The organism is Sulfitobacter sp. KMM 9851, from assembly GCF_057178245.1.
This window is the reverse complement of the sequence record NZ_CM169991.1, coordinates 879,810-892,382: the sequence shown is the minus strand read 5'-3', so window position 1 is coordinate 892,382 and position 12,573 is coordinate 879,810. Positions and strand designations below refer to the sequence as shown.

General features: G+C 61.1%; 12 protein-coding genes and 1 pseudogene. 7 read left to right on the top strand and 6 right to left on the bottom strand.

Going from position 1 to position 12,573, the window contains the following annotated elements:
* Positions 1 to 129: 129 nt before the first annotated feature.
* Entirely contained in the window at positions 130 to 1,353 is a 1,224-nt protein-coding gene (locus AC1965_RS04415) for an acyl-CoA dehydrogenase (protein WP_483886080.1), read from the bottom strand.
* Positions 1,354 to 1,452: 99 nt separating this feature from the next.
* Here AC1965_RS04415 and AC1965_RS04410 point away from each other — a divergent pair, with 99 nt between their 5' ends.
* The 4 genes from AC1965_RS04410 (at position 1,453) to AC1965_RS04395 (ending at position 6,112) form a co-directional block, all read left to right on the top strand.
* Entirely contained in the window at positions 1,453 to 2,361 is a 909-nt protein-coding gene (locus AC1965_RS04410; protein ID WP_483886079.1) for a LysR substrate-binding domain-containing protein, read from the top strand.
* Between the two features lie 88 nt (positions 2,362 to 2,449).
* The gene (locus tag AC1965_RS04405; RefSeq protein ID WP_483886078.1) at positions 2,450 to 2,803 is read left to right on the top strand and encodes a cupredoxin domain-containing protein; all 354 of its coding nucleotides are present in this window, start codon (positions 2,450 to 2,452) and stop codon (positions 2,801 to 2,803) included.
* Positions 2,804 to 2,940: 137 nt separating this feature from the next.
* Positions 2,941 to 4,713, top strand: a complete 1,773-nt coding sequence (locus AC1965_RS04400; protein WP_483886077.1) for a tetratricopeptide repeat-containing sulfotransferase family protein — start codon at positions 2,941 to 2,943, stop codon at positions 4,711 to 4,713.
* A gap of 106 nt (positions 4,714 to 4,819) precedes the next feature.
* Positions 4,820 to 6,112 carry an MFS transporter gene (locus AC1965_RS04395; RefSeq protein ID WP_483886076.1) on the top strand — a complete coding sequence of 431 codons (1,293 nt, stop codon included), beginning with the start codon at positions 4,820 to 4,822 and terminating at the stop codon, positions 6,110 to 6,112.
* Between the two features lie 34 nt (positions 6,113 to 6,146).
* Here the strand turns inward: AC1965_RS04395 and AC1965_RS04390 are convergent, their stop codons facing one another.
* Positions 6,147 to 6,560 (bottom strand): VOC family protein, encoded by a 414-nt coding sequence (locus AC1965_RS04390; protein WP_483886075.1) that lies wholly within the window; start codon positions 6,558 to 6,560, stop codon positions 6,147 to 6,149.
* A 141-nt stretch (positions 6,561 to 6,701) separates the two neighbouring features.
* On the bottom strand, positions 6,702 to 8,258 hold the full coding sequence (locus AC1965_RS04385; RefSeq protein ID WP_483886074.1) for a bifunctional metallophosphatase/5'-nucleotidase: 1,557 nt from the start codon (positions 8,256 to 8,258) through the stop codon (positions 6,702 to 6,704).
* Positions 8,259 to 8,374: 116 nt separating this feature from the next.
* Here AC1965_RS04385 and AC1965_RS04380 point away from each other — a divergent pair.
* The 3 genes and pseudogenes from AC1965_RS04380 (at position 8,375) to arsC (ending at position 10,122) form a co-directional block, all read left to right on the top strand.
* Positions 8,375 to 8,724: pseudogene (locus tag AC1965_RS04380) on the top strand (DUF952 domain-containing protein).
* Positions 8,725 to 8,740: 16 nt separating this feature from the next.
* Positions 8,741 to 9,781: a quinone-dependent dihydroorotate dehydrogenase gene (locus tag AC1965_RS04375; protein WP_483886982.1), complete on the top strand. Its 1,041-nt coding sequence runs from the start codon at positions 8,741 to 8,743 to the stop codon at positions 9,779 to 9,781.
* Complete coding sequence (gene arsC / locus AC1965_RS04370; RefSeq protein WP_483886073.1) at positions 9,778 to 10,122, top strand: arsenate reductase (glutaredoxin); 345 nt, start codon at positions 9,778 to 9,780, stop codon at positions 10,120 to 10,122. Before AC1965_RS04375 ends, arsC begins: the two co-directional genes overlap by 4 nt.
* Positions 10,123 to 10,215: 93 nt before the next feature.
* Here the strand turns inward: arsC and AC1965_RS04365 are convergent, their stop codons facing one another.
* The 3 genes from AC1965_RS04365 to AC1965_RS04355 are packed head-to-tail and all read right to left on the bottom strand — an operon-like array spanning position 10,216 to position 12,516.
* Entirely contained in the window at positions 10,216 to 11,568 is a 1,353-nt protein-coding gene (locus tag AC1965_RS04365; protein WP_483886981.1) for an MATE family efflux transporter, read from the bottom strand.
* 16 nt (positions 11,569 to 11,584) lie between these two features.
* Positions 11,585 to 12,097: a PaaI family thioesterase gene (locus AC1965_RS04360; protein ID WP_483886072.1), complete on the bottom strand. Its 513-nt coding sequence runs from the start codon at positions 12,095 to 12,097 to the stop codon at positions 11,585 to 11,587.
* Positions 12,094 to 12,516, bottom strand: coding sequence for a PaaI family thioesterase (locus AC1965_RS04355; RefSeq protein WP_483886071.1), 423 nt, complete (start codon positions 12,514 to 12,516; stop codon positions 12,094 to 12,096). Before AC1965_RS04355 ends, AC1965_RS04360 begins: the two co-directional genes overlap by 4 nt.
* Positions 12,517 to 12,573 lie beyond the last annotated feature (57 nt).

The following is a 12,573-nucleotide window of genomic DNA, read 5'->3' as shown; positions in this document are numbered from 1 at the left end:
CCTTGGGATAAGAATTTAATGCCTTCGGCGAGGAATATTTAAGACCAGAAAGAAAGCCACTCAACTTTCTCTTTTTGGTCCTAATTATTCCTCAGGGGGTGCGGGGGCGGAACGCCCCCGCCTTAGTTCTCAGAAAAACGCCTGCAGACCGGTCTGGGCGCGACCCAGGATGAGCGCGTGAACGTCGTGGGTGCCCTCATAGGTATTTACCGTTTCAAGGTTCATCATGTGTCGGATAACCTGAAATTCGCCTGAAATACCGTTGCCGCCGTGCATGTCGCGGGCCATGCGCGCAATGTCCAGCGCCTTGCCACAGTTGTTACGCTTGACGATCGAAATCATTTCGGGCGCGGCATTGGCCTTGTCCATCAAACGTCCAACCTGCAAAGATGCCTGCAAACCCAGCGAAATCTCGGTCATCATGTCGGCCAGTTTCTTTTGGAACAACTGGGTCTGCGCCAGCGGTTTGTTGAACTGCTTGCGGTCCAGCCCGTACTGGCGTGACGCGTGCCAGCAGAATTCAGCAGCTCCCATCGCGCCCCAGCTGATGCCGTAGCGGGCGCGGTTCAGACAGCCGAATGGACCTTTCAGCCCTTCGACATGCGGCAACAGCGCGTCGTCGCCGACTTCAACGTCCTTCATAACGATTTCGCCGGTAATCGACGCGCGCAGAGACAGTTTGTTTCCGATTTTCGGCGCGCTCAGCCCCTTCATGCCTTTTTCCAGCACAAAACCGCGGATCTTGCCGCCATGCTCTTCGGATTTGGCCCAGACCACAAACACATCCGCGATAGGGGAGTTGGAGATCCACATCTTGGACCCGGTCAACTTGTAGCCATTGGCGGTTTTCACGGCGCGGGTTTTCATGCCGGCGGGGTCGGAACCGGCGTCCGGTTCTGTCAGGCCAAAGCAGCCGATCCATTCACCGGAACACAGCTTTGGCAGATATTTCTTGCGCTGCTCTTCTGAGCCATAGGCATAGATCGGGTACATCACGAGGCTGGCCTGCACCGACATCATCGACCGGTAACCGCTGTCCACACGTTCCACCTCGCGCGCGACCAGCCCGTAAGAGACATAGCCGCCGCCCAGCCCACCGTATTCTTCGGGGATGGTCACCCCCATCAGGCCCATCTCTCCCATTTCACGAAAGATTGCGGCATCGGTCTTTTCCTCCGCGAAGGCCTCGATCACGCGCGGTTGCAGCTTTTCCTGCGCATAGGCACGGGCGCTGTCCTGAATCATGCGTTCGTCTTCGGTCAACTGATCGGCCAGACGAAATGGGTCGGACCAATCGAAGTTGCCCAGATCGGGGGCATCTTTGGCGCGCAGCGCAGGTTTGTCGGCAGACATGGCGGTTCCTTTCGGATGAGTGAAGATTTGGCGCAGTATTGCAAATCGACGCCGAGAACTCTATCGCTGCTTTATACTGAACACATGAGAAAAAGTCATATGATTGCCCCCCGTCGTTTCCTGCCATCAATCTCGGCCCTGTTGGCGTTCGAGGCGGTGGCGCGGCTGGGGACGGCCACCGAAGCGGCACATGAGCTGGCGCTGACGCAAAGCGCGATCAGCCGCCAGATCAAAACGCTTGAGGAACAGCTTGGTGTGGCGCTGATGGCGCGGCACGGGCGCCGGTTGACCCTGACGCAAGCAGGTCAGGACTATGTGGTGCAGGTTCGCGATATCCTGCACCGTTTGGCACAGGCGTCGGTGTCGGCCCGCACGAATCCAGGCGGCGGCACCCTGAACCTGGCGATCCTGCCCGCCTTTGGCATGCATTGGCTTGCGCCGCGCCTGCGTGAATTTGCCCGCACCCATCCGGAGGTCACTGTCAATCTGTCGACACGGCTGCACCCCTTTGCCTTTGCCACCAGCCGCTTTGACGCAGCCATTCATTTTGGTCATGAGGACTGGCCCGGCGTGCGCTATCTTCCACTCCTTCCGGAAACGGTGGTGCCGGTCTGTGCTCCCGACCTGCTGGCGGCGCCGCTGGCAGACGCTGCTGAGATGTTGCGACAGCCCCTGCTGCACCTCGAAACCCGCCCGCGTGGCTGGGCCCGCTGGCTGGCCGCACTCGGGGTTGAGGCGGAACCGCCTGTCGGCATGATGTTTGACCAATTCTCGACCATGGCGCAGGCGGCGATTCATGGCCTTGGCGTGGCGCTGCTGCCTACGTTCTTTGCGCGCCCCTACCTGCGCGACGGGCAACTGGTGCTGGCCGCCACCCAAACCACACAGAGCATCGGCAACTACTATCTCGTCTGGCCCGACGATCGCGATGAAACCGCAGCGCTTGTGTCGTTTCGAAATTGGCTGGCACAGCAGGCCGACCCAGCCCTGCCCCAGACCGCAACGTAGTTAATTTTCCCGCACCGCCCCATTTCTGCCGCAATTTACCGCTAAAAAAGTGCATCTGTATCCGGGTGGGGCCGTTACAAGGAGCACTATGATGCTTATTTCATTCCGCAACGGCGCATGCGCCCTTGCTGCTGCCATGACTGTCGCCGGAGCTTCGGCGGCATTTGCCGAAACCCATAACGTCCTGATCGTGGATGGCGCCTATTTTCCGCCACTGCTGAATGTGGCTTTGGGCGATGACGTTACCTTTACCAACAACAGCACGATAACGCATACCATTTCCGGCGCAGGCGACGCATGGACAAGTGGCCCGATTGGTGTTGAGGCAAGCTTTACCCTGGACATCACCGATGAAACCCCGACCAGCTTTGGTGGGATGGGTGCAGGTGATGTGGCCATGGAAGGCACGCTGCTCCTTGATGGAGCGGTGGCGACCGAATAAGCCAGCACAGGCTGGCCTCACAGACCCCGCCATAAACGCGGGGTCTGCGTTCGCGCCTAACCCACAGTTGCCGCTTGTTTTCTTGCGCTGATCTGTGATTTGGTGCCGCTGTTCTTACACCTGAAAAGCGCGCATCTATGAAGGTTTCCAGCTTAAGCCAGCAGGTTCAAAAAGCCGCAGACGCCCTGCGTCAGGGGCGTTTTTCGTCTGCGCTTAAACTGGCCCGGGTGGGGCTAAAGGCGTTTCCCGCGCAGGTACAACTCGCAAATCTGGCCGGACTGGCCTGCGCGCAGAGCGGTGATGCGCGTGGGGCTGCGGGCTATTTCGAATTGGCCATGCGCGCCGACCCCGATCACCGCGAGGCGCGGCACAATCTAGCACAGGCTCTGATGCAATTGGGGGCGCCCGACAAGGCGCTGACCGTACTGGCTGCCGCATGTGAAAAATGGCCCACCGATGTGGGCCTGCTTTTGCTGCGGGCACGGGCCATGCAGCAAGCTGGCGATGACCAGAGCGCGGTGGCCGCCGCAACGGATGCAATCGCCCTAGCCCCAGGATCAGGGGCGCTATTTTACCTGCGCGCACTGGCCCACGTGGCACTGGGTGACAGTCGTGCGGCAGATGCAGATTTTCAGCGGGCCGTGGCGTTGGCCCCGCAGGATGCCGCCAACCGAATAGCCTTTGCCGATTTCCTGGCGCACCATGCCCGGTCGGACGAGGCAATGGCGCAGATCGACGCCGGGCTGGCCGCCCACCCAGACCACGCCGGTCTGTTGCAGCAGGCGGCGCGCCTGGCCCAAGCCAGTGGCGATATTACAAGCGCCGTTGCACAGTACGAGCGCCTGCTAAAGCTAATACCGGATCACCCGCTGGCACTGAACGGCCTGGCCTACCTTTGTGATACGGCGGCAGCGCCCGCGTTGCTTGACCGATTGCAACGCGTGGGGGCAGACAAGAAAACCGGCGGTGAAACCAAGGTTTTGTTGGGTTTTGCGCGGGCGGCACTGGCGGCGCGCGTGAAAGCCACCGATGCACCGCAGTTGCTGGCGCGCGCCAATGCCGCTGCGGCACGCCTGCTCCCCTATGATGGCAAGGCCGAAATCGCGGCACAGGATCGGCTGCTCGCACCATTTTTGGCCCGCGCGGCGACGGCGCAGGCGCCACGACAAGAAAATGACAGCACCGCTGCGCCGATTTTCATTCTGGGACTGATCCGGTCTGGCACCACGTTGGCGGAACAGGTGCTGGCCAGCCATCCGCAAGTGGCAGGTTTGGGTGAACTTTCCCGCGCGCGCCAGTTGGCCGACACCCAAGCGACCGCCTTTGGCGAAGCGGGTACGGCACCGGATGCACGCGCCTTTGCCGAAGCGTACCGCGCAGTGCTGCCGCCCCTGCCCGACGGCACCCAACATTTCGTCGACAAGATGCCCGATAACTTTCGGGTAATCGGCTATCTGCTAAATGCCTTTCCCGATGCCACGATCATTGAAATGCAGCGCGACCCGCGCGATGTGGCCTTGTCGATGTGGGCCGATCTCTTTCCCACCAGCGCCCACGCCTATGCCAATGATCTGACGGCGATGGCACAGCACATGAACATCTATGCCGATACGATGCAGCGCTGGCGCAATCTGTACCCCGCACAGGTGCATGCCGTGGCCTATGCCGATCTGGTCACAGACCTCGAAGCAACGGCGCGCCAGTTGGCTGATCTTTGCGGACTGGGCTGGCACCCCGATATGCTGCATCCCGAACGCACTGCCGCCAGTATACTGACCGCAAGCGCGCAGCAGGTACGCGCGCCGGTGCACCGGCAATCGCTCGGCAAATGGCGTGACAAGGCGGAGTTCCTCACGCCGCTGACCGATGCGCTTGATCCCGCTCTTTGGCCGGTATTGCAGCAAGGATAGGCCAAACCGGTCTTGCGGTTCCCTTGCAGGCGTGGTTCTGGCATATTTCCCTAGCGGTGCATATCTGCGCCCGTAACATCACCTGCCCCATCCAAGGACCACCCTAATGATCAGAACCTTCCTTCCGGTCAGCGCGCTTTTGCTTGGGTCTGCGTTTTTGCTTTTTGCCGGGGGTATCAACGGGTTGATCCTGCCCCTGCGCGGCACCAACGAGGGTTTTTCTGATATTTCGCTGGGTCTGCTCGGCACCGGCTGGGCCTTGGGGTATGTGTCGGGTTGCATCATGACATCAGGTCTCGTGGCACGGGTGGGCCACATACGGGCGTTTGGCGCGATGGCGGCAATCGCGGCTATCTCGATCCTGTTCAGTGCCATCATGATCGACCCGATCTCGTGGATCGTGCTGCGCGGGGTCTGCGGATTTTGCTTTGCCGGTGCCGCGATGATCGTGGAAAGCTGGCTTAGCGAACGAACCGCGCCAGAGGCGCGTGGCCGTGTCTTTGGCGTCTACACGATGGTCAACCTTGGGGCTACCACGGCCGGGCAAATGCTGCTGACATTGGGCGATCCCAACGGGTTCGTGTTCTTTGCGCTTGGGGCGATCTTTTACTGCATGGCGCTGGTCCCGACTGCGCTGTCGTCGACCTCGACGCCCGCACCTCTGGTGTCGGTCAAACTGAACCTGCGCAGCCTGTGGCGCAACTCGCCCGTGGCGGTCTTTGCCGTGTTTTGGGTGGGGGTGTCCAATGCCGCTTTCGGCACGCTGGCGGCGGTATATGCGCAAAAGGTAGGTCTGGTGCTGACTACAATCGCGCTGTTTACCTCGGTGCCTATTCTGGCGGGCGCGCTGATGCAGATGCCGGTTGGCCTGATGTCTGATCGGATGGACCGGCGCCGCGTGCTGGTGGGGGTCGCGGCGCTGGCGCTGCTGGCGGATCTCGCGTTTATCCTGCTCGCTCCCGAAAGCCGTATGGTCAACCTCGCCCTTGCAGCACTGCTGGGTGGATCAATCTATGCGATGTATCCGGTGATCGTGGCCCACGCCAATGATCACGCAGAACCGGGCACGGCGATTCAGATCTCGGGCGGGCTGCTGCTGACATATGGCCTCGGATCGATCCTGGGGCCACTGGTCGCGGGCTTTGCCATGGAAGAAGTCGGCATCCGGGCGTTGTTTTTGGTAACCTCCTGCTCTCATGCCATGGTGATCTGCTACACCCTGTGGCGGATTGCGAAGCGTGATGCTGTGGCGGAAGAAGAGAAATCGACCTTCCAGCCAATCAACGCCGGGCGCACGTCAAGCCTGCAAACCGCGTCAGGCAGCCATACCGGGTTCAGCACTGAGCCCCGTTCCATCCGTGAGGTCACAAAGGCGCGGAACCTCAAGGCGCGCGAGTAGTGTTCTTTGCTATATGCGGAGTGGGGTCAGGCCCCTAGCTCGCAAAAACCTTGTCCATGTCAGAAAATCCCTTGATCTCGATCGGGTTGCCCGATGGGTCGCGGAAAAACATCGTCGCCTGCTCGCCTGGCTGCCCTTCGAACCGCAGCGCTGGTTTGATCACGAAATCAACCTCCGCCGTCTCAAGCCGTTCGGCCAACACCTTCCAATCCGCCATACGCAAAACGACGCCCAGATGTGGCATCGGGACCATGTGATCGCCCACTTTTCCGGTGGCCTGCGTCGCAAAAGGCTCGCCCAGATGCAGCGAAATTTGGTGGCCAAAGAACGAATAATCGACCCAGGTGTCAGTCGACCGCCCCTCGGTACAGCCCAGAACATCACCGTAAAAGGCGCGGGTCTGGTCAAGGTCACGAACATTATAAGCGAGATGGAACGGGGTCAGCATGGCAGTTCTCCTGATACAGTTGCGGCTTCCTAGCGCGTCCAGAGGCGGAGCGGAAGCCGTGCGTATCCCGGATATTGATTGTATAAAAAAGGGGCGCGCCTATGACAGGCACGCCCCTTACTACCCGCTTAAAACCAGCCGTTATTTCATTACGATCCGCCCATCGGTATAGGGCGTATAGGCCCCGTCTTTGGCCAGAAACTCTGCCGTGACATCGGCCAGATCAGGGCCAAAATCATAGGCATTTGCCGCTGATTTGAACATCTCGTAGCCGTCACCACCGTTGCGCACATAGTTGTTGGACACAACGCCGTATACCTTGGCCTCGTCCAAAGGCGCACCGCCAACCGTGACATCGCTGATGCGGCTGCCAGCTTCGGCCTTTGGATCAAAGGCGAAGGTCATACCCGCGACCTGCGGGAAGCGCCCGGCGGCTTCCTCGTGCTGGCTGACCCCGTTTTCAAGCGCGGCCAGCAGCGTGGCGCCGTCTACCTGGAACGTCGATAGGGTGTTCTGGAACGGCAGCACTGTCAGGACTTCACCCATCGTGACTTCGCCCGCGTCGATCGACGACCGCAGACCACCGGAGTTGGCGATCGCCACCTCGATGCCCTGATCCTTTACCCGGTCCAGCATGGCATCAGCCACCAGATTGCCCATGGTGCATTCCTGCGCACGGCAATTGTTGCGGTCGCCGTCAATCGCCTCTGACGTTTCGGCCACGACCTTGTTGCGGATCTCTTCCAGCGGGGCGGCGGCCTCTGCGACGCGGCCAACGGTGGCATCGTCTTCGGCCACTGCTGCATCCATGATCAGCGGTTCACCCTTGGCTTCGGTCACGTTGCCGTCGTCGTCAAACGTCACATTCAATTCGCCCAAAAACTTGCCGTAGGCATAGGCCTGCACGATGGCAGTGGTGTTCACCATCGTCGGGTAAGGGCCTTCGGCGCGGTCATTGGTGTTGCTGAGCAACGTGTTGGAATGCCCCCCCACAATCACATCGACACCGGTGGTTTCCGCCGCCACCTTCTGATCGGTGCCATAGCCCGAGTGGCTGAGAACGATGATCTTGTTAACCCCCTCGGCGGTCAGCTTGTCGACCTCGGCCTGCACGGCCGCTACTGGATCGGAAAAGGTGATGTTTTCTCCGGGGCTGGCCAACTCGGCTGTGTCCTGCGGGGTCAATCCGATCAGGCCGATTTTCTCACCGCCGCGTTCGATCACAGTGGATTTTGCCAGCTTGTCTGCCAGCAAAGGCTCAGCCGAGACATCAGCGTTGGACATCAAGACGGGGAAGTTCACCGCATCCATGAAGCCGCTGAGAACCTCGGGGCCATCGTCAAACTCGTGGTTGCCCACGGTCATTGCGTCATAGCCCATCTTGTTCATCATCTCGGCCGCCAACGCGCCCTTGTAGTACGTATAGAACAAGGTGCCCTGAAACTGGTCGCCGCCATCCACCAGAATGGCATTGTTGGACCGCGCGCGCGCTTGCTCAATGGCGGTTACCAGACGGCCAGACCCGCCAAAACATTCGCCCGCGGTGTTGTCCTCTGCCGAACATGGGCCGTCATATTTGCTGATTGGCTCAAACCGGGCATGAAAATCATTGGTGTGCAGAATGGTCAGATTGTAATCTGCCGCCGCCATGCCACTGGTCAGCGCAAGGGCCGCCGTAGCTGTCAGGAATCGCTTCATGGTAGTTCCCCTATTGGTTGTTCTGTCCGCATCGTGGCGCGGGTGGCTAAGGGAGTCAAAGGTGATGTTACGTCCCCCCCTTGACCGCACGGGCGCGTGGGGGCATCACGGACGCCATGCTGATTTACAAGATATTCCGCGCCGACGAATGGGCGACCCTGCGCCGTAACGGTGAAACCCCTGGCGCGCCGATCGATGTGAGCGATGGCTATATTCATTTTTCGACAGCCGATCAGGCCGCCGAAACCGCCGCTAAACATTTCGCCGGGGCCGACGGTCTGTTCCTTCTGGCCGCCGACAGCGAAGACTTGGGCGACGCGCTCACGTGGGAGCCTTCGCGTGGGGGGCACTATTTCCGCATCTCTATCGCCCGCTGACGCTGGCAGATATCGTCTGGGCGCAGCCGTTGCCGCTTGAAAACGGCACCCATCAATTCCCTGCCGGCCTGCGCGAGGCCAGTGCATGACGGGTCTGCGGCCATGATGGCCCTGCTGGAACGCTTGGGCCTGATGGCCCTGCACCGCGTTGACCCCGAAGCGGCCCACGGGCTGGCGATCCGCGCGTTGCGCGCGCATTTGGCCCCCGCCCCCGGCCCCGCCACCTCGCCCCGGCTGGAAACCACCCTTGCCGGGCTGCACCTGCCAAACCCCGTTGGGCTTGCCGCGGGCTTTGACAAAAATGCCACCGCCATCGCGCCGCTGTCACGCGCCGGTTTCGGCTTTATCGAAGTGGGCGCGGCCACGCCGCTGCCCCAGCCCGGCAACCCACGCCCCCGCCTGTTTCGCCTGACCGAAGACCGCGCCGCGATCAACCGCTTCGGCTTTAACAACGACGGGATGGAGGCGATCTGCACCCGGCTCGCTCAGCGTGGCATCGGGGTGCCGGTGGGGCTGAACCTGGGCGCCAATAAAACCAGCACCGACCGCGCGGGCGACTTTGCCAAAGTTATGACCGCCGCCCGCAACCATGTTGATTTTGCTACGGTCAATGTCTCTTCACCCAACACAGAAAAGCTGCGCGACTTACAAGGCAAAGACGCCCTTGCGGCGCTGCTGGATGGTGTGATGGAGGTCCGCGGTGCCACCCCCGTTTTCCTGAAAATCGCGCCCGACCTGACCGATGCCGATATCGCAGACATCGCCGAGGTCGCCGCGCAGGCCCGCATCGCCGCCATTATCACCACCAATACCACGCTTGACCGCAGCGGGCTTGCCAGTCGCCATGCGACCCAAATGGGCGGCCTGTCGGGTGCGCCGCTATTTGAAAAATCCACCCGCGTCCTTGCCCGCCTCGCCGGCCTTACGGATATCCCCCTGATCGGCGTTGGCGGCATCAGCACCGCTGAGCAAGCCTATGCGAAAATCTGCGCCGGTGCCTCAGCCGTGCAACTCTACACAGCGCTTGTTTATGGCGGGCTGTCATTGGTGAGCGAAATCACTTCAGGCCTCGACGCATTGCTCAAACGCGACGGATTTAACACTATGTCACAGGCCGTGGGCAGCAAACGCGAGGATTGGATATGATCACGCTCTGGCACAACCCGCGCTGTTCCAAATCGCGCGAAACCCTCGCGCTGGTTCACGCTGCGGGCGCAGACGTGACCGTGCGCAAATACCTCGAAGACGCCCCTACTGAAGCTGAAATCAGAACTGCACTCAAAGCGCTCGACCTGCCCGAGATCGACATGATGCGCACTGGCGAAAAGCAGTTCAAAGAGCTGGGCCTCAGCAAAGCCACCTCTGCGGACGACCTCATTGCTGCCATGGCCGCCCACCCAATTTTGATCGAACGCCCCATCGCCTTTGCCGGGTCCCGCGCGGTCATCGGCCGCCCCCCCGAAGCCGTCAAAACCTTGCTTTTATAATCGCAGCTTTTTTGGACCAAAATACCCTCGGGGGGGCTGGGGGGCTGGCCCCCCAGTAGAAATTCTTGGGCTGGTGGGGCAGTCCCCCATACATTACCCCGCCGACCGCTCCAACGCCGGATAACGCAGCCCCAGCGTGATCCCCCGCACCACAAACGACACCAGCAGCGACACCCACAGACCGTGATTGCCGAGCCACGGCACCAAAACGGCAGCAACGACACAATAGACGATAAACGACGCCACCATCATATTGCGCATATCGCGCGACCGTGTGGCCCCGATGAATACACCATCAAACATCCATGCCGCACAGCCCGCCAAGGGGGCCGCCACCATATAGGGCAGATAGACCCGCGCGATCTGCTGGACCTCGGATGATTTGGCCATGACATCAATGATCATCCCCCCCGCGAGGGCAAAGCCAAGCGTCATGCAGAGACACGTCAACACGCCCCAGCCAGAGGTGAGCACCACCCCGCGCCGTAAAACGGCGCGCTGACCCGCACCGTATGCCCGACCCACAATCGCTTCGGCAGCAAAGGCAAACCCATCCAGTCCGTAGGCCGTGATCATTAGGAACTGCAACAACACCTGATTGGCGGCCAGCGTCACATCCCCCTGCCCCGCTCCCATGAACAGGAACGATACAAAGATCGCCTCCAGCAGCAGCGAGCGGATCAATATGTCGGTGTTCAGCAGCATCATGCGTCGCCAGCGTGGCCCATCAAAGACCTGCACCCAATTACGCCATGCGGGCTGGGCAAAGGCCGCGCGGCAAAACCACAAGCCCAACGCGGCCCCGCTCCATTCCGCGATGAATGTGGCAAATGCCACCCCCTGCACGCCCCAGTCGAGGCCCAGCACGAACCACAGATCCAGCGCGATGTTCAACCCGTTCATCCAAACCTGAATGACCAGCACCGCACGGGTACGTTCCTGCGCGATTAACCAGCCGGTGATGGCATAAAGCGATATGGCGGCAGGCGCGGACCAGACCCGAATGGCCATATACTCGCGCGCCAGCCCTTCTACCTCGGGTGATCCCGGCGCGGCCTTGAACGACAGCCAGAACAGCGGCACCTGAAGCAGTACGATCACCAGCCCGGCCCCGGCCCCGATCAGCAGGCCCCGCGTCAAAAGGGCTGCGACCTCGGCGGTGTCGTCATTGCCCGCCGCCTGCGCGGTCAGACCCACGGTCCCCATGCGCAGGAACCCAAATATCCAGTAAATCGCTGACAAGATGATCGCGCCGAGGCCGACAGCCCCGATGGGGGCAGCAAGCCCCAGTTGACCCACCACGCCCGTATCCACCGCCCCCAGTATTGGGATCGTGGCGTTTGAGATCACGATCGGCAGGGCAATGTTCAGGACCCGACGGTGCGTCACTACATCGCGCGGCGCTAAGGTGCCGCGCTTTACGGCGCGCACCTCGGCATTGGTCAGCCCTTCTGCGGCGGTGTCAGTCACGTTTTTGCGGCATCACGAAATGCCCGGTGGCCTGCGCAAAAAGCTTGGCACGGTTGTCCTGCCAGGCCTCCACATGCACCGAGGCATAGCGCCGCCCAGACCGGTTGATCCGCGCCCGCGCGTAGGCATCGCGCGGCAGACCAGAGCGCAGGTAATCCACCGTGAAATCAATTGTTTTAGGCAGACGCGGCAGGTGATCATGATCCAGAGAGTTCAGATCCAGTGCCCCGCTTTCCATATCCTCCCAGATCAACCCCCAGCTTAGGGTGATAATCGCCGTCACTTCCAGAAACGCCGCCGTGGCCCCGCCGTGCAGTGCAGGCAGCATAGGGTTTCCGATCAGCTTGTCGGCATAGGGCATCACGCCCGTCAATTCGTCACCGCGACGTTCAAATTGGATGCCCAGAAACTGAATATAGGGCACGCCTTCAACCATGGCGCGCAGCACGCCATCGCGGCGCTGCTTGATCACCTGAACCGGCTCTGGCTGTGGTCGCTTGTTCATCGTTTGCCCTCCACTGTGAAGGTGCCGGTAGCGGTGGCCACCGGGTTGTCCGCGTCCTCGTCGCTGGCCGTGGCGCGTACAAAGGCGACCGACCGCGTGACGTGATAACAGGTGGCGCGGGTTGTGATCGCTTGACCGGGCGTCGCGGCGCGCAGATATTCGATGCGCAAATCCATCGTCGCCGTGCCTGCCGGGTTGCTCGGGTGGCTCATCACTGCCGCCCCGCAACAGGTGTCCATCAGCGCGGACACCGCCCCGCCATGCACCACCCCCGTCTTGGGGTCGCCAATCAGCTTTTCGGAATAGGGCATGGTGATCTCGGCAGACCCGTCCCCCAACTCGCGCAACTCCATCCCCAGCGCCACAGAATGGGGCAGCGCCTGAATGAACTGACTGGCCAGTTTCAACTTGTCCGACATTGTGCAGGTCCTCGTGGCTGGTTTGGCCCTTTATCAAGGGGGGCGCCGGAAAGGGCA